The sequence below is a fragment of the Undibacterium sp. Ji42W genome, assembly GCF_049340405.1.
In the GTDB taxonomy this organism is placed as follows: domain Bacteria; phylum Pseudomonadota; class Gammaproteobacteria; order Burkholderiales; family Burkholderiaceae_D; genus Undibacterium.
In genome coordinates, this window is sequence record NZ_JBMPOV010000011.1 from 237,894 (window position 1) to 254,448 (window position 16,555).

The 16,555-nt window shown below is 48.7% G+C and carries 15 protein-coding genes and 1 tRNA gene; 15 read left to right on the plus strand and 1 reads right to left on the minus strand.

The features are described from left to right. The 3 genes from ACO0LG_RS23360 (at position 1) to serS (ending at position 4,273) form a co-directional block, all read left to right on the plus strand. Entirely contained in the window at positions 1-1,308 is a 1,308-nt protein-coding gene (locus tag ACO0LG_RS23360) for a replication-associated recombination protein A (RefSeq protein WP_423029938.1), read from the plus strand. Positions 1,309-1,421: 113 nt separating this feature from the next. After that, positions 1,422-2,870, plus strand: a complete 1,449-nt coding sequence (locus tag ACO0LG_RS23365) for a DUF4139 domain-containing protein (protein WP_423029939.1) — start codon at positions 1,422-1,424, stop codon at positions 2,868-2,870. A 107-nt stretch (positions 2,871-2,977) separates the two neighbouring features. After that, positions 2,978-4,273 carry a serine--tRNA ligase gene (serS, locus tag ACO0LG_RS23370; protein ID WP_423029940.1) on the plus strand — a complete coding sequence of 432 codons (1,296 nt, stop codon included), beginning with the start codon at positions 2,978-2,980 and terminating at the stop codon, positions 4,271-4,273. Between the two features lie 70 nt (positions 4,274-4,343). On the opposite strand, the gene ACO0LG_RS23375 is transcribed toward serS, so the two are convergent. Next, positions 4,344-6,113: a GGDEF domain-containing protein gene (locus ACO0LG_RS23375; RefSeq protein WP_423029970.1), complete on the minus strand. Its 1,770-nt coding sequence runs from the start codon at positions 6,111-6,113 to the stop codon at positions 4,344-4,346. A 329-nt stretch (positions 6,114-6,442) separates the two neighbouring features. Here ACO0LG_RS23375 and ACO0LG_RS23380 point away from each other — a divergent pair. The 12 genes from ACO0LG_RS23380 to ACO0LG_RS23435 form a co-directional block, all read left to right on the plus strand. After that, positions 6,443-6,532 (plus strand) — tRNA-Ser (locus ACO0LG_RS23380). Positions 6,533-6,920: 388 nt separating this feature from the next. Next, on the plus strand, positions 6,921-7,334 hold the full coding sequence (gene gspG, locus ACO0LG_RS23385) for a type II secretion system major pseudopilin GspG (protein WP_423029941.1): 414 nt from the start codon (positions 6,921-6,923) through the stop codon (positions 7,332-7,334). A 32-nt stretch (positions 7,335-7,366) separates the two neighbouring features. Next, the gene (locus tag ACO0LG_RS23390) at positions 7,367-8,569 is read left to right on the plus strand and encodes a type II secretion system F family protein (RefSeq protein ID WP_423029942.1); all 1,203 of its coding nucleotides are present in this window, start codon (positions 7,367-7,369) and stop codon (positions 8,567-8,569) included. Beyond that, on the plus strand, positions 8,566-10,269 hold the full coding sequence (locus tag ACO0LG_RS23395) for a GspE/PulE family protein (RefSeq protein WP_423029943.1): 1,704 nt from the start codon (positions 8,566-8,568) through the stop codon (positions 10,267-10,269). The genes ACO0LG_RS23390 and ACO0LG_RS23395 overlap by 4 nt, the downstream gene beginning before the upstream one ends. Next, complete coding sequence (locus ACO0LG_RS23400; RefSeq protein WP_423029944.1) at positions 10,262-11,086, plus strand: hypothetical protein; 825 nt, start codon at positions 10,262-10,264, stop codon at positions 11,084-11,086. Before ACO0LG_RS23395 ends, ACO0LG_RS23400 begins: the two co-directional genes overlap by 8 nt. Beyond that, complete coding sequence (locus tag ACO0LG_RS23405; protein ID WP_423029945.1) at positions 11,083-11,637, plus strand: PilN domain-containing protein; 555 nt, start codon at positions 11,083-11,085, stop codon at positions 11,635-11,637. The genes ACO0LG_RS23400 and ACO0LG_RS23405 overlap by 4 nt, the downstream gene beginning before the upstream one ends. Next, positions 11,634-12,245 (plus strand): hypothetical protein, encoded by a 612-nt coding sequence (locus ACO0LG_RS23410; protein ID WP_423029946.1) that lies wholly within the window; start codon positions 11,634-11,636, stop codon positions 12,243-12,245. Before ACO0LG_RS23405 ends, ACO0LG_RS23410 begins: the two co-directional genes overlap by 4 nt. Continuing rightward, a complete protein-coding gene (locus tag ACO0LG_RS23415; protein WP_423029948.1) occupies positions 12,242-12,787 on the plus strand; it encodes a hypothetical protein in 546 nt (181 codons plus the stop codon). Before ACO0LG_RS23410 ends, ACO0LG_RS23415 begins: the two co-directional genes overlap by 4 nt. Positions 12,788-12,799: 12 nt before the next feature. Then, a complete protein-coding gene (locus ACO0LG_RS23420; RefSeq protein ID WP_423029950.1) occupies positions 12,800-15,169 on the plus strand; it encodes a cohesin domain-containing protein in 2,370 nt (789 codons plus the stop codon). 42 nt (positions 15,170-15,211) lie between these two features. Beyond that, positions 15,212-15,691 (plus strand): type II secretion system protein, encoded by a 480-nt coding sequence (locus ACO0LG_RS23425; protein ID WP_423029952.1) that lies wholly within the window; start codon positions 15,212-15,214, stop codon positions 15,689-15,691. A 4-nt stretch (positions 15,692-15,695) separates the two neighbouring features. Continuing rightward, positions 15,696-16,100 carry a type II secretion system protein gene (locus ACO0LG_RS23430; protein ID WP_423029954.1) on the plus strand — a complete coding sequence of 135 codons (405 nt, stop codon included), beginning with the start codon at positions 15,696-15,698 and terminating at the stop codon, positions 16,098-16,100. 10 nt (positions 16,101-16,110) lie between these two features. Next, the coding region (locus ACO0LG_RS23435; RefSeq protein ID WP_423029956.1) for a hypothetical protein at positions 16,111-16,555 on the plus strand (445 nt) is incomplete at its 3' end.

Here is a 16,555-nt window from a genome sequence, read left to right on the forward strand (position 1 = left end):
ATGAATATGTTGCACACTAATCCGCGCAAAAAGCCTGCACCTCTGGCAGAGCGCATGCGTCCAGCTACGCTGGACGACGTCATCGGTCAGCAGCACATCCTGGGCGAGGGCAAGCCTTTGCGCGTGGCTTTTCAATCTGGTGAGCCACATTCCATGATCTTGTGGGGGCCGCCAGGCGTAGGCAAGACTACGCTGGCGCGCCTCATGGCAGACGCTTTCCTTTGTGAATTCATCGCCTTGTCGGCAGTCCTCTCAGGTATCAAGGATATACGTGAAGCGGTAGAGCGTGCCCAGATACTGCAGGCAACTTCACATCGCCGGACTCTCTTGTTCGTCGATGAAGTCCATCGCTTCAACAAAAGTCAGCAAGATGCTTTTTTGCCGCATGTAGAGAGTGGATTATTTACTTTCATCGGTGCGACGACAGAAAATCCTTCGTTTGAAGTCAATAGCGCCTTGTTGTCACGCGCCTCCGTGTATGTACTCAAGTCACTGACGGATGAAGATCTGCAAGCGATGGTATTACGTGCCTGCGAACGTGAGCTGGATGGCTTGACACTCACGTCAGAGGCCATGGCCAGCCTGGTCTCCAGTGCTGACGGCGATGGCCGCAAATTGCTGAATAATCTCGATATTGTTGCCCATGCGGCAGTCGCCAAACATCTCGATACAGTAGACCAGGGTCTGTTGGGTGAATGCCTGGGTGATGCCTTGCGCCGCTTTGATAAAGGCGGCGATGCCTTTTATGACCAGATTTCTGCGCTGCATAAATCGGTACGCGGTTCCAATCCTGATGCAGCCTTGTACTGGCTGGTGCGCATGCTTGATGGCGGTGCCGACCCACGTTACATGGCAAGACGCATAGTACGCATGGCGTCAGAAGATATAGGCCTGGCAGATCCGCGCGCCTTGCGTATTTGCCTTGATGCGGCAGAAACCTATGAAAGATTGGGTTCACCTGAAGGTGAGCTGGCACTGGCAGAAGCGGTGATTTATCTTGCCTGCGCTGCCAAATCAAACGCAGTATATAAGGCTTATAACGCTGTCAGGGCCATGATCGCCAAAGACAAGTCGCGCGTCGTACCCGAGCATTTGCGCAATGCGCCGACCAAACTCATGAAAGAACTGGGCTATGGCAAATTGTATCGCTATGCCCATGATGAGCCAGATGCCTATGCCGCAGGGGAAACCTATTTGCCAGAAGGCTTGGAAAATGAATCCTGGTACCACCCCGTACCGCGTGGGCTGGAAATCAAGATAGCAGAGAAGCTCGCGTATTTGCGCAGCCTGGATGATCAGGCCAAGTAATTTCAGTTTCGTTTGCATTTCAATTGTTTAAGCTTCGTTCGTTTAAATTTCATTCGTCTCAGTTTCATTCTTTTATATCTCATTGCAAATCAATAATCATAATAAGGACTTTCATGAATAAAACATTTACCGCAAGCGCAAGCCTATTGTTATTGTCACTGGCAGGCTCAGCCTATGCGCAGACAGAAGAGCAGCGCAGTACTTTGGCTGACCAGAAAGAAGTTGCCGTCACGATCTACAATGAAAACCTGGCCCTGATTAAAGATCAGCGTAAGCTGCCTTTGAAACGCGGCGCAAGCGCACTGGCTTTCCGCGACGTTAGTGCCAAGATGCGCGCTGAAACCGCCTTGCTGCGCAGCCTGTCATCTCCAGGCAGCTTGTCTGTCGTTGAGCAAAACTTTAATTTTGATTTGCTGACACCGCAAAAACTGCTGGAAAAATATGTGGGCCGTGATGTCAGCATCATTCGTACCAACCCTGCGACAGGTGCAGAGACGACAGAGTCTGCGCAAGTCTTGTCTGCCAACAATGGTGTAGTATTGAAGATAGGTGACCGTATAGAAACTGGTCTGCCAGGCCGTATCATTTATCCCGATGTGCCGGCAAATTTGCGAGACCGTCCTACCCTGGTCATGGCACTTGATAACAACGGTGCGCAACAACAGGATGTAGAACTCAGCTACCTGACTGGCGGATTGTCCTGGAAGGCAGATTATGTCGTCGAACTGAATGCTGCTGATGACAAACTTGATATTTCAGGCTGGGTCACGCTGGGCAATACCAGTGGTACGACTTACCGCAATGCCAAGCTGCAACTGGTGGCGGGTGATGTGCATCAGGTATTGCAAAGGATAGAGATTACCGGTAGTTCAATAAAGAGACTGGATGCCCCACAACCCATGATGGCCAAAAAAGCAATGGCGGAAGAATCTTTGTTTGAGTATCACCTCTACACGCTGGACAGGCCAACTATCATTGCAGAAAACCAGACCAAGCAAGTGGCTTTGTTGTCTGCATCTGGTGTACCTGCGCGTAAGGAGTTGTTATTGGCGGGTAGTGATTATTACTACCAAAGCAGTTATGGTGACCTTGGCCAAAAAATGAAAATAGGCGTCTTTGTTGAATTCGAGAATAAAGAAGCGTCGCAATTGGGTATGCCTTTACCCAAAGGTGTTGTGCGCGTTTACAAAAAAGATGGCGCTGGCAATGCCCAGTTCATTGGTGAAGACAGTGTTGATCACACGCCAAAGAATGAAAAAGTCCGCCTGAAACTGGGTGAAGCATTTGATGTAACCGCAGACAAGAAGCAGACTGACTTCAAAAAACTCGCAGCGAGCGGTAAATACAATTATGTTTCTGAAAGCGCTTACGAGCTGGTATTGAAAAATGCTAAAAAAGAAGCCGTCATCGTTACAGTACAAGAGCCCATGCCTGGTGACTGGCAAGTCTTGAGCAGCAGTCATCCTTATACCAAGAGTGCCAGCAACACGGCGGTATGGAAAATCAATGTGCCTGCAGAAGGTAATACCAAGCTGGTTTATCGTAGCCTTGTGAAATATTGATTACGTAGATTTTGATGTAAAAACGGCATTTCCCTTTTTTGAAAATAGGGGAAATGCCTATCCCTTGATACAATAGTCGATTAGCTTAGTTTACCGCACTGAAAATTATGATAGATATTCAACTTTTGCGCAAAGATATTGCCAATGTGGCAGCGCGTCTGGCGACCCGCAAGTTCCAGCTGGATGTAGAAACTTTTAATGCCCTCGAAGCCGAACGCAAGCAAATCCAGTCCCGTACTGAAGAGTTGCAAGGCAAGCGCAATACCTTGTCCAAACAGATTGGTAATCTGAAAAGCAAAGGTGAAGATGCATCAGCCTTGATGGCAGAGGTTGCCAGCATCCCAGAAGAGTTGAAAGCATCAGAAACGCATTTGAGCGATGTGCAAGTGCGCATGAGTGCATTCCTGCAAACCATTCCCAACCTGCCGCATGAATCCGTTGCCGTCGGCGAGGATGAAACGGGTAATGTGGAAGTGCGCAAGGTCGGTACGCCACGTACATTTGATTTTGAAGTCAAGGATCATGTGGATATCGGTTCTGCCCTGGGTCTGGATTTTGAAACGGCAGTCAAACTGACCGGTTCCCGTTTTTCTGTCATGAAAGGCGGCATGGCGCGCCTGCATCGCGCGCTCGCCCAGTTCATGCTCGACATGCAAACACTGGAACATGGCTATACTGAAATGTATACGCCTTATATGGTGAATGCTGATTCCATGCGCGGCACTGGCCAGTTGCCCAAATTTGAAGAAGACTTGTTCGCAGTAAAAAAAGGTGGACAAGAAGGCGCGGGCGAGACGTTTTACCTGATTCCGACTTCAGAAGTCACATTGACGAATACTGTGCGTGACGAGATTCTGGCTGCTGATGCATTGCCAATCAAAATGACGGCGCACACACCATGCTTCCGTTCTGAAGCGGGTAGTGCAGGTCGTGATACCCGGGGCATGATACGTCAGCATCAATTCGACAAAGTTGAAATGGTACAAATCGTTCACCCAGAAAAATCCATGGAAGCCCTGGGCGACATGGTGGGCCATGCAGAGGCTGTTTTGGCCAAGCTGGAGTTGCCTTACCGCGTCATGAGTCTTTGCACTGGCGATATGGGTTTTGGTGCATGTAAGACTTTCGATCTGGAAGTATGGTTGCCAGCACAAAACACTTACCGTGAGATTTCTTCCATATCGAATATGTTCGACTTCCAGGCGCGACGCATGCAGGCTCGCTTCCGCAATGCCCAGGGTAAACCAGAACTGGTACACACCCTTAACGGCTCGGCACTGGCAGTTGGTCGTACTCTGGTCGCCGTGCTGGAAAATTATCAGCAGGTGGATGGGTCTGTCATCATCCCTACGGCTTTGCGTCCATACATGGGTGGCCTGGAAAAACTGGTACCTGCAGCGTAAGTCATCTGTGTATCAACAAAAACGCGCTTCACTTTATGTAGTGAAGCGCGTTTTTATTTGCAGATTGTATTTAGCCTACCAGCAAATCCATTTCAGAGCGGCGATCTACAAACAGGCTATTTCCATGTATCTTCTTCGCCTGCTTTTTGGCATCTGATGCTGCGATGGAAATCTGGTGATGTGAGTAATAGCGATTCGCTCTTGACTTTACTACGCCAAGAGACAGACTGACCAGTGGGTAAAACACTTTCTTGCCCTGTCTGTCTTCACTGAGGTAACCACCTTTTTCCCGGTCTTCATTACTGTAAAAGTCATGGATGGCCTCGGAAAAACTCGCCAGTATTGCCTGACAACGTACTTCCCAATCTTCGCTGCGAAACAGGATAATGAAATCATCGCCACCGATGTGGCCGATAAAATCCAGTTGCGGATCGCAGTGCTGTTTTAATACATCGCTGGTCATTTGTATGATGTCGTCACCACGGCGATAGCCATAAACATCATTAAACGGCTTGAAATGATCCAGGTCACAATAGCAGGCGCAGAAAGACTGTTCTTTCTGTAGCAATACATCAATATGTTCATTTATAGGTACATTGCCCGGTAGTTGCGTCAAGGGGTTGGCATAACGCGCGGCATTGATTTGCATTTGAGTGATCTCACGCATCAAGTCTGGTCCGCTACCCAGGCCTATGTAACGGCCTTGATCCGTGATGATGATGCCATTGATCAATTGCTCGGAATTGGCTTCGACAATAATGTGGCTGACATCTTGCATGCTAGTATTTTTATCGACAATAACAGGATGCGCCTCCATAAATATCGCACAAGGCTTCTTGCCGTATAGTTCTCGCTGATAGGGGCGGGCAAAACGGTCTATCATGTGATAGCGGTTGATCAGGCCGACAGGAATGCCATCATCAACCACGGGAATGATCTGCAATTTTGGGTTTTGCAAGAAGATGTCATCGACCTGGTTGTTCAGCATGCGTGAAGAAATGGTAGGCGGTGTCTTTAAAATCTTTTCCACCGTAGCCGCTTGCTCAAAACTGCCAGCGGTACGTCGCGCTGCCTGATACTGATTGGGCGTAAGAATCCGCGCCACTTCAGCTGATACTGCGCGCGCAGGGGTAGGGTGAGGGCGGGCAATATGATAACCCTGGCCACATGCCACCCCCAGATCACGCACAGCCAATAACTCAGCCTGGGTTTCTATGCCTTCGGCAACGACGCGTGTACCAGATTTTTCAGCGATGCTTTGTATCGAGCGTACAAACTGCGCCTTGACCGGATCATGATCGATGCCCTGGATAAAATGCATGTCGATTTTGACATAGTCAGGCTTTAATTCTGACCACAAACGCAGGCTAGAAAAACCTTCACCCAAATCATCAATCGCAATTTCAAAACCCATCTCACGATAATGGATGACAGCCTCACACAGCAAAGCATAGTCATGCGTGGGCTGGTATTCCGTCAGTTCTATAATGACGCGTTCAGGGTTGATGCCAAGTTCATGAATGTAATCCAGCGTTTCGCCATAGCGCACGTCTCTTTGCAACAGGCATTCAGGGCTGACATTTAAAAAGAGCTTGCCAGGCAATTTCTGCGCAGCGAATTGTTCCAGCACGATACGGCGGCACAGGTGCTCTACCGTCACTGTCAGATTATTGTCCCACGCCGCCTTGAATAAATTGACAGGGGAGTGCAGCGGGCTGTCCGATGGGCCGCGTATCAGACCCTCATAGCCAAGTATGCCACCATTTTGCATCTGGACGATGGGCTGGAAGCGTGCAGTAAGCTGGCGCTGCTCAATAATACGCTGCAGATGCGCTAGCATCAGCGCCGCAGACTTCGCACCAAACTGGCTGATGTCTTGCTCTGATACCAGGTTTTGCTGAGACAGATAATCCACAGTATCCCTCGCTAAACTACTTTCCATTAAAGCTAATCCCACTATTGAAATGCGAGGTGCTTTACAATTGCATCCATAAGTGCGAACGATATCTTGCCGCATTGCATCAGAATATAGTCTTGCTTTGTGACATCTTGATGTCATGACCGCAGCGATGCTGGCCCATATCTTATGGGCTTGTTAATCGTGTAATTTTGAATTGAGCAAGTTCTTTGCTATAATCATAGGCTTCGTTTATAACGAACAACCAAGCCGGAGAAGTGGCAGAGTGGTTGAATGTACCTGACTCGAAATCAGGCGTAGTAGCAATACTATCGGGGGTTCGAATCCCTCCTTCTCCGCCAGAACATGAAAAGCCCTTGATAAATTATCAAGGGCTTTTTCAGTTGTGATGGAATTCTGAGGTGTATTAATACACAACTTTTCAACCTTCCATTTTGATTGAATTTATGCTAAGCTCCGCGACTGTCTAAAATTTAGGCACATTCTTTTACATTCCCGAATTATTGCTCTGATGCTGATCGCTATGTGAGTTCAGTGGAAGTTTTTGCAGAAGCACATCTTTCAGGTTAGACGATCAGGTATCAGGTGAACGTAATATATCGAGCAAAAACGCGAGCAAAGACGCGATCAAAAACGCAAGCAAAAACGCGAGCAAAAACGCAAGCAAAAACGCAAGCAAAAGCCCAAGTAAAAGCCCAAGTAAAAGCCCAAGTAAAAGCAAAAGCAGGCATGAATGCTCTGCAAAGAAACGCCGGGTTCACCCTGCTGGAATTGCTGGTTGTGGTGGTCATCATAGGCTTGCTGGCTTCGTATGTGGGGCCAAAGTATTTTGCACAAATTGGCAAGTCTGAGGCGGCGGTTGCGAAGGCGCAAATTACTGCGTTTGAAAAAGCACTGGATACCTACCGTATTGATGTAGGGCGGTTTCCAACGACAGAAGAGGGCTTGACCGGTTTGCTGGAAAATCCATCGGCAAATACAAAATGGAATGGACCTTATTTGAAGAAATCCATTCCACTTGACCCCTGGGGGCGTCCTTATCGTTACCTGTCTCCGGCCAAGGACAAGGATTTTGAGATCATTTCTTACGGCAAAGATGGGCTGGCGGGCGGCACGGGCGATGATGCCGATATTAGTAACTAGGTGCTTTTGGCGCAAACTTTTTAAATCAAACTATGCGCTTCAAAATAAGGGCACTGACACCTGATCAGCAAATCGTTGAAGAAATCATCGAGGCACGCACTGAAGCCGAAGTGCGCCTGGTGATAAAGAGCCGCGGCTGGGTGATATCTTCACTGCAGCAGATTGGTGCGCTGTCACTATTGAAGACCGGTCGCTCCGGGCTAAGGCCTGCAAAATTTTCATTGTTACTGTTCAGCCAGGAGTTACTGGCTTTGCTTAATGCTGGCCTGACTATTGTAGAAGCACTGGAAGCTTTACTGGAAAAAGAGCAAAACCAGGAAATTCGTACTGTATTGTCTGGCATTCTGACTGGTTTGCAGGAAGGTAAGCGCTTTTCACAAGTGCTGGCTGAGCAAGAGGAATACTTTCCGAATTTATTTGTCGGCATTGTCCAGGCATCAGAAAGCGCTAGTACTTTACCGCCATCATTGGCGCGGTTTATTGAATACCAACAGCGTATTGATGTCGTCCGGAATAAAATTATCAGCTCCCTTATTTACCCTGCCATTCTGTTTTTGGTTGGTGGCGCAGTTACATTCTTTTTGCTGGTGTATGTTGTGCCCCGTTTTGCTGAAGTTTATCGTGGTACCGGGCGTGCTTTGCCGTGGTCCTCTCAGCTACTGTTGAATTGGGGGACATTCGTGACAGAGCATGCCTCAGTATTTACTCTGGTTTGTCTGGCTGGTATTTTGTTTTCAGGCATCTTCATCAAAGGTATCTGGCAACGAAACGGTGCCTTGGGCCTGGTTGCCAAATTTCCAGGGTTTAGCGAGTCTATCCGTATTTATTCTTTATCCAGGCTGTATATGACCTTGGGCATGTTGCTGGATGGCGGCATTCCCATCGTTGCCGCCTTGAACACCGCTGCCAGCATGGCAGGGGGCAATATGCAAGCAGCCTTGCTTCAGGCAACGGCTTCGATTGAATCTGGTGTCATGCTGTCTGAGGCTTTTGAACGATATGAATTGACGACACCGATTTCCCAGCGGTTGTTAAGAGTGGGTGAGCGCACAGGCGAATTAGGAAAGATGCTGACGCAATCAGCCAATTTTTATGAAGGCGAAATCACGCGCTGGATAGACCGTTTCATCCGTAGTTTTGAGCCAATTTTGATGGCTGTCATTGGCCTGATTGTTGGCACTATCGTGGTGCTTTTGTATATGCCTATATTTGATCTGGCGGATGGGCTTTCATGAATACAACTTCCGATAATATGACCAGCGTCTTGGTTACGCCCGAGTTGCTGCAGCAGGCCAGGGACTACGCCAATCAACATCGCGTCAGTATCTGGCTTGCCCTGCAGAACCTGACTCAGGTTGAGCCCAGGAAGTTGCTGCAAATGCTGGGCCACTATTGCGACATGCCTGTGATGGAGACGATGGAATTGCTGGCGCATGTGCCCGCTTTTGATTTGCTGCCACTGAACCGGGCCATGCAAAAACAAAGCCTGATACTGCGTGATACGAAAAGTTGCTTATTTGCTGTTATCTCTGATCCTTTTGATCCTGATGCCCAGATATGGCTTGGTTCCATCGCCAAATCGCCTATACAGTTCCGGCTGGCATTAAATACCGACATACAGGCATACCTGTCGCGTCATGAGGATACTACCCGCACTACAGATACGCTGGCCAATACTGCATCACTTGATACTGCTGCCAAGCGTGAAAGCAAAGCCGCCACCAGGCTGTCATTTGAATCTGTTTCCGAAGCAGCCAGCCCAGCGGTCAAGTTGGTCAATACCACCTTGTACGATGCTTTAAAAGTTGGCGCTTCAGACATTCATCTGGAGAGCACGGCACATGGTTTGAGCGTCAAGTACCGGATTGATGGTGTGCTGGATCACATCACTTCTACAACCGGTATCGCCGATGCGGAACAGGTGATTTCCCGTCTTAAAGTGTTGGCTGAGCTCGACATTTCAGAGCGCCGGGTGCCGCAAGACGGTAGTTTTTGCATTGAGGTCAATGACAGGGAAATCGATTTGCGGCTTTCCATCATGCCCAGTATACATGGCGAGGATGCGGTCATCCGTATCCTTGACAAGCGTGCAATGGTAGAAGCCTATGGTGCCCTTAGTCTGGAAGCATTGGGCTTTGATGAAGCCTCACTGGTTACTTTGCGCATGTTGACAGAAGAGCCGTATGGCATGTTGCTGGTGACCGGACCTACCGGCTCGGGTAAAACCACGACGCTCTATGCCGCACTGTCTGAAATCAATAGCGGGCGCGAAAAGATCATTACCATTGAAGATCCGGTTGAATATCAATTGCCCGGCATTCTGCAAATTCCCGTGAATGAGAAAAAAGGGCTTACCTTTGCCAAGGGTCTGCGTTCCATCTTGCGTCATGACCCCGACAAGATTATGGTGGGTGAGATCCGTGATCAGGAGACTGCAGAAATAGCCGTGCAGTCTGCACTGACGGGCCATCTGGTGCTCACTACAGTGCACGCCAATAATGTATTCGATGTTTTTGGGCGCTTTGCTCATATGGGTATTGATCCTTACGCCTTTGTGTCTGCGTTGAATGGCATTTGGGCACAGCGTTTGGTACGTATCAATTGCCCGCATTGTTCGACAGAAATCACTGTTGATGAACATATGTTGAAGCGGGTCAATCTGAACGTGGAAGACGTTCACGATTACCATTTCAGGCAAGGACAAGGTTGTGGTGATTGTCGTGGAACCGGTTACAAAGGCAGGCGCGCCATCGCAGAGATACTGACTTTGACTGATGAAATCCGTGAAATGATTATTGAAAAACGTCCTATCAGGCAGATCAAGGACGCTGCAAGACGAAATGGTACAACGACCTTGCGCGAAGCTGCGCTGGCAATGGTCAGGCGCGGTGACACGACGCTGGAAGAAATAAAAAGGATTACGCTACATGCTTAAATTCTTTTGTTCGTCCTTATTGGTTGAGATCAACGCCAGCCAGTTTCGTATCAGCCGGCAAGCATCAAAACTCCGCCGCTCGAGAGCACTTGAGGCTATAGCGCCAGTTCCTTTCGACATAGAGCAGGATGCCAATCATTTTTGCGCGCATTGGCAGTCGGTCTTTGCCAGCTATCCAGATAGAAAATTGTTGCTCGAATTGATAGTGGATGATGTTTTGGTCAAGTGTTTTGTGCTGGCACCACCTGCGCAGGCACGGTCTTTAAAAGATCTTCATGCGGCAGCGCAGATGCGTCTGGAAACTTTGTTTGGCGTGCCTGGGGATGATTGGCACATTAGCGCTGACTGGCAAGGTAATGACCCTTCTTTAGTTTGCGCCATTCCCAAGGTGCTTCTGGAAAAAATAGGCATTGCAAGTAAGCAATCAGGTCAAAAAATATTGAGTTTGCAGCCCCGCTTTGTGTGGTTATGGAATCAATGCAAGCAAAGACTTGCAACAGATGGCTGGTTTGCGTCTATTGACGAGCAAGCCATGACATTGGCTGCATTCCAAGACGGAAGTGTAAATATGGTTACCAGCATACTCTTGCCCAAGGATAGCGATAACCTGTGGCTGCAGACCCAATTACAAAGACAAGCAATGCTGCATCATTTGACGCCACCTGAGCAATTGTGGCTTGCTGGTCGAATCCCGGTGGCATGGCAAATCAGCCTGTTGCACCGTACTGATCAGTATCAACTCGCAAAAATAGACCTCGCAAATAAAAGAGCGATTGCCAATGCTTCGTCGGGAAACATGGCGGAGGTCGCCTCATGAGATCAATACAAATAGAATTTGCCCCGGATTCCGTGACAAAGCGTTTGCATTACGCCTCATTGCCAGTGCTGCTGCTGGCGGCCTTCACCTTGATCCTGCTTTGTGGCCTGGCGTTGCGTGGTAAACAATTGATGCAAGCCAGCATGCATGCTACTGAAAAAGTACAGGCCTTAACGGCCGATATCGAGAAGGTAGAGAAAAGGCAAATCAGGGTGCCAACTGCCAAGCTACCTCAGGAGCAAGTGATTGCGATCAATCAGGCAGTTGCCAAACTCAATCTGCCCTGGACGGATGTGTTTGACGCGCTGGAAAAAGCCAGTTCCGACAGGGTCGCCTTGTTGCAAGTGACACCGAATAGTCAAAAAGCCAGTTTGAAAGCAATTGCAGAGACAAAAAATGGCGACGATATGATTGCGTATATCGAAGTCTTGAAACAGCAAAAGCTGTTTACCGCTGTGGTTCTTGAAAAGCACGAGATCAACGAACGAGACCAGAACAAACCATACAGGTTTCAATTTGAAGTGCAGTGGCGTGACGGAGTCAGGCAATGACGACATCTCTAAAACATACCCCCGGCTTACCAAGACAAATTCGACTCGCCATTGCGCTTTCAGTATATAGATTGGGCTGGTCTACATTGCTGTTGTTCAGTCTGTTGCTTGTTGCTGGTGCCGCCTGGTGGCAAGGCGTACCTTATGTACAAAAGCAAATTTATAGGATGGAAGAGCAGCAAGCTGATTTGCAGGCCAGGCGCCTGCAATTGAATGTCGCAAAGCAAACACCAGCACCGGATGATAATTTACAACGCCTGAACGCGTTTTATGAATTGCTGGGAGAAAAGAAGCATGTAGAGCAGCAAGTTAAAACCATACTTTATCTGGCCAATGAGGCAGGTGTCAGCCTGAAAGCTGGCGAGTATCAACTGGCAGAAAATAGTGCGGGTAAATTTTATGCCTATAAGGTGCAATTGCCTGTGAAGGGAAGTTATCTGCAAATCCGGAAATTTGCAGAGCAAGTATTGTTGACTATCCCATTTGCATCGCTGGATGAAATTTCATTCAAACGTGAAGTCATCAACGGTACTACGATAGAATCGAAAATGATATTCACCATCTATGTGAGTGCAACTACCACAGCGCCCGACAGAGGTTTTGAATGAGCCCGCGCAAGATATTGCTGAGCGTCTGTTTGGCTGTTGCTGCATGGCTGGCCATGTTTGCCGATAAGACTCCCGATGCAGATGTTGTTGAGGCCGTGACACCAGTCAAGAAAACACAGGTACCGCAGACAAATCTTGCTGGCACCAGGGCAGTGAACGCCAACGCAAAACTACCCGTTGCAAGTCAGGTGCCGACGATTGCTGCTGTCATCGACAGGAAACAATTAATTGCTGCTGGTTACAAAGTGAATGGAAATTTCTTTGATGCGCAAAGCTGGACGCCTCCACCCCCACCAGCAGCCAAACCGCCACCACCACCGCCACCAACTGCGCCACCGCTACCATTTCGTTATCTTGGTAAAAAGACAGATGATGGTCATATAGAAGTTTACCTCTCCAGCGGAGACAGGACTTTTATCGTCCAGGAAAAAACTATTATTGAAAATATCTACCGCGTCGATGCCATCAAGCCGACCATGATGAGCATCACTTACCTGCCTCTGAATCAGGTACAGACGTTGCAAATCGGTAGCACGGATTAAAAAAGAGCATTCATGAATTCAATTCCACATTTATCCCGCCGCAGGTTACTAACCCTGATGATCATTTGCATGTCGCTGTTTGGTTGTGCAGCACAGATGGCCTATCGTGATGGCAAAGATTTGATTGCACAAGATAAACTCGAAGACGGGCTTGAGAAATTCAAACTGGCCATGAACGAGGCACCTGGCCAGCTTGAATATCGCAAAGCCTATCTGAAAACGCGTGAGCAGATCATCTATAAGCTGCAAGAGCAGGCAGATTTGTCCATAAAATTGGAAAAACTTGCTGCTGCCAAAGAAAATTTTCAAAGAATCTTGAATATCGATCCGGCAAATGAGCAGGCAAGGGCGGGCTTGTCCAGACTCGAACAACTTGAGCAGCACGCCGCTTTGATGATTGAAGCACAGGCCTCATTTGATAAAAAAGATTACAGCCGCACTCAGGCGCTGACTAAAAAAGTACTGGCAGAAAACCCCGGTAATGTCGCCGCCAACAAGCTCGCCAGAATGGTCGCGGAGTCTGTCGCGCAGGCACCACAGGAAACCAGGTTGAATGCTGCCTACCGGAAAACCATTAATATTGAATTCCGTGATGCACCAGTCAAGCAGGTCTTTGAAGTGATTTCCCGTACATCCGGTATCAATTTCTTATTTGACCGCGACGTAAAAACTGATCAGCGCACATCCTTGTTCCTGAAAAACAGCAGCATAGAATCGGCGATTCATTTTACTTTGCTGACCAATCAGCTGGAAAAACAGGTTCTGGATGGGAACACGATACTCATTTATCCCAATACTGCAGCCAAACAAAAAGAGTATCAGGAGATGGTCGTCAAGAGTTTTTACCTGACCAATGCCGAAGCAAAAACCGTATCGAATTCGCTCAAGACTCTGGTCAAGACGCGTGACATCGTTGTCGATGAAAAGCTCAATATGCTTATCCTCAGAGACAGCCCGGACGCCATCAAGCTGGCAGAAAAAATCATCGCTCTGCAAGACCTGCCAGAACCAGAGGTCATGCTTGAAGTAGAGATACTGGAAATCAAACGCACCCGTTTGCTGGACCTGGGCATACAATGGCCAAACAGCCTGAGCCTAGCGCCCTTGCCATCCGCTTCTGGCGGTGCCCTGACTTTGCGTGACCTCAAAAATAACCTCAACCCTTCCACTATAGGGGCGACCATTGGGCCGGTTTCGGTCAAGGCCAGACGTGAGACGGGTGACGCCAATCTTTTGGCCAACCCGCGCATACGTGCGAAAAACCATGAAAAAGCCAAGATATTAATAGGTGAGCGCGTGCCCAATATCACGACCACCGCCACCTCCACTGGTTTTGTTTCAGAAAACATCAACTATATAGAAGTGGGCTTGAAGCTGGAGGTTGAACCCACTATCTATCTGGATAACGACGTGGGTATCAAGATTGCTCTTGAAGTCAGCAGCCTGACCAATCAATTGAAAACGCAGTCTGGCTCGGTTGCTTACCAGATCGGCACCCGAACAGCCAGCACCGTCCTGCGCCTGAAAAATGGCGAGACGCAAATACTGGCAGGCCTGATCAATGATGAGGAGCGCAATTCTGGCAACAAGGTACCTGGCCTCGGTGAAATGCCTATTGTTGGCCGCCTGTTTGGCAGCCAGCTTGACGATAGCCAGAAGACAGAAATCGTCCTGTCGATAACGCCGCACCTCATACGCAATATCCAGCAGCCAGAAATACGTAATGCCGAATTTCAGTCTGGCACCGATACCAGCTTCAGGGTAAGGCCTGACATGTCTGATACTGCACCGGCATCAAATACAAGCAGCGGCGCAGTATCAAATGATGCAGCCAGGAACTCAGTCAAAACGGACAACAATCCGGCGAATAATCCAGCCAACGGCCTCGGCAACAACAATGCCAATAATGCTGGCGGCATTAATGGCGGTATAGGTGGTATTGCAGGAACGGGCGGCATCACCAATGTCGGTATGCCACAAATGGAATGGCAAGGCCCGCGCAGTGTAAAAATTGGCGACGTATTTTCCTTGCAGTTGATCATGCAATCTGATCAACCCGTAACCAGTGTGCCGCTCATATTAGGTTTTGATCCGGCAGTTCTGCAAGTAGTGAATGTCAATGAAGGCATATTCCTCAAACAGGGCGGGGCACCTACCAACTTTAATGCTTCGATTGATCCCAAGGGGCAGGTGACTATCAGTAACACTCGTAGCTCTGGCGGTGCCAGCAGCCCTGGCAGCTTGATGACCATTAACTTCCGGGCCATGGCTGCGGCAGAATCTACTCCGCTTAAAGTATTGTCAGTTGCGCCGGTAGGCGCAGCGGGGCGCAATCTGCCCGCTCAAGCCCTGCTACCTTTTAATGTTGAAGTTCAACCCTGATCATTACGTTGATAGATATATACAAGGTAACTATAGAGCGACATGAAACGCACACCGGAAAATGGCTTCACCCTGATAGAATTGCTGATTACCCTGGCAATTCTAGGCGTGCTTGCAAGCATTGCCATGCCCGTTGCGCAGATCGCCGTGCAGCGTAGTAAAGAGAGGGAGCTAAAACTCGCACTACGCGAAATACGCACTGCTATTGATCAGTACAAGCGTCTCAGTGATGAAGGGCGCATCCCCAAGAATTTTAATTCAACCGGTTACCCCGCTACGCTGGATATATTGGTCGAAGGCGTCGTTGACCAGCGCGACCCTGGCCACAGAAAAATATATTTCCTGCGTCGCTTGCCGCGTGACCCCATGCAAGCAAATGTCAATCTGGAGCCTGCTGCCAGTTGGGGCAAACGCAGTTATGCAAGCGAAGCAAATGACCCGCAAGAAGGTGACGATGTATATGACGTTTACTCGACTAATTCCCGCCAAGGCTTAAATGGCATCGCTTATACGCAATGGTGAAAATATGCGACAGGCAATAAATCAATACTCCTTGTGTACGCGAAACAATGGTTTTACTCTGATAGAGCTACTGGTGGTGCTCGCCATCGTTGCCTTGCTCAGTACCCTGGCTCTGCCCCGTTATTATCAAAGCCTGGATAAAGGTAAAGAAGCTGTGCTGGTCGAAAACCTGCGCACCACCAGAGAAAGCATAGACAAATTCTATGCTGATACGGGCCGTTATCCAGAAAATCTTGAAGAACTCGTAGAGCGCAAGTATTTAAAGAGCATGCCAATAGACCCCATCACCGAAAGTACAACAAGCTGGCAAATCATTGCGCCCATAGATGGCGCACAAGGGCAAGTCTATAATATACAAAGCGGTGCGCAAGGCCAGCGTGCAGATGGCACGGCTTATCAAGCTCTTTAAGTACATGCGCGTGCAAAAGTATATCAACATCAGTATCAACACACACGACACGCCGTGCCATCAAAATGGCATGGCTTATCTTGGTTTGCTATTGAGTGTGGCCTTGTTGTCGATCGCTGCGCTCGCCACCATGCAAGCACACAGTCTTATGCAAAGACGTGCTGCAGAAGATGACTTGCTTTTCATCGGGCAACAATACCAGCAAGCCTTGTTAAGCTATGCCAGTGCATCACCACCCGGCGCGCTGCGCGCTCCGGCCACACTCAATGACCTGTTGCGCGACCCGCGTTACCCCATGCCTCGCCGCCACATACGCCAACTTTATCTGGACCCCATCACCTTGCAGGCAGACTGGAGTTTGATATTATCGCCAGATGGAAAAGGCATCATCGGTATGTATAGCAAGTCTGAGCGTGCACCGATAAAACTTGCCCAGTTTCCTGTCACCTTGAAGG

Coding starts and splice junctions, on each gene's coding strand:
- ACO0LG_RS23360 (WP_423029938.1), top strand. CDS start 1: ATGAATATGTTGCACACTAATCCGCGCAAAAAGCCTGCACCTCTGGCA.
- ACO0LG_RS23365 (WP_423029939.1), top strand. CDS start 1,422: ATGAATAAAACATTTACCGCAAGCGCAAGCCTATTGTTATTGTCACTG.
- serS (WP_423029940.1), top strand. CDS start 2,978: ATGATAGATATTCAACTTTTGCGCAAAGATATTGCCAATGTGGCAGCG.
- ACO0LG_RS23375 (WP_423029970.1), bottom strand. CDS start 6,113: ATGCTAGCGCATCTGCAGCGTATTATTGAGCAGCGCCAGCTTACTGCA.
- gspG (WP_423029941.1), top strand. CDS start 6,921: ATGAATGCTCTGCAAAGAAACGCCGGGTTCACCCTGCTGGAATTGCTG.
- ACO0LG_RS23390 (WP_423029942.1), top strand. CDS start 7,367: ATGCGCTTCAAAATAAGGGCACTGACACCTGATCAGCAAATCGTTGAA.
- ACO0LG_RS23395 (WP_423029943.1), top strand. CDS start 8,566: ATGAATACAACTTCCGATAATATGACCAGCGTCTTGGTTACGCCCGAG.
- ACO0LG_RS23400 (WP_423029944.1), top strand. CDS start 10,262: ATGCTTAAATTCTTTTGTTCGTCCTTATTGGTTGAGATCAACGCCAGC.
- ACO0LG_RS23405 (WP_423029945.1), top strand. CDS start 11,083: ATGAGATCAATACAAATAGAATTTGCCCCGGATTCCGTGACAAAGCGT.
- ACO0LG_RS23410 (WP_423029946.1), top strand. CDS start 11,634: ATGACGACATCTCTAAAACATACCCCCGGCTTACCAAGACAAATTCGA.
- ACO0LG_RS23415 (WP_423029948.1), top strand. CDS start 12,242: ATGAGCCCGCGCAAGATATTGCTGAGCGTCTGTTTGGCTGTTGCTGCA.
- ACO0LG_RS23420 (WP_423029950.1), top strand. CDS start 12,800: ATGAATTCAATTCCACATTTATCCCGCCGCAGGTTACTAACCCTGATG.
- ACO0LG_RS23425 (WP_423029952.1), top strand. CDS start 15,212: ATGAAACGCACACCGGAAAATGGCTTCACCCTGATAGAATTGCTGATT.
- ACO0LG_RS23430 (WP_423029954.1), top strand. CDS start 15,696: ATGCGACAGGCAATAAATCAATACTCCTTGTGTACGCGAAACAATGGT.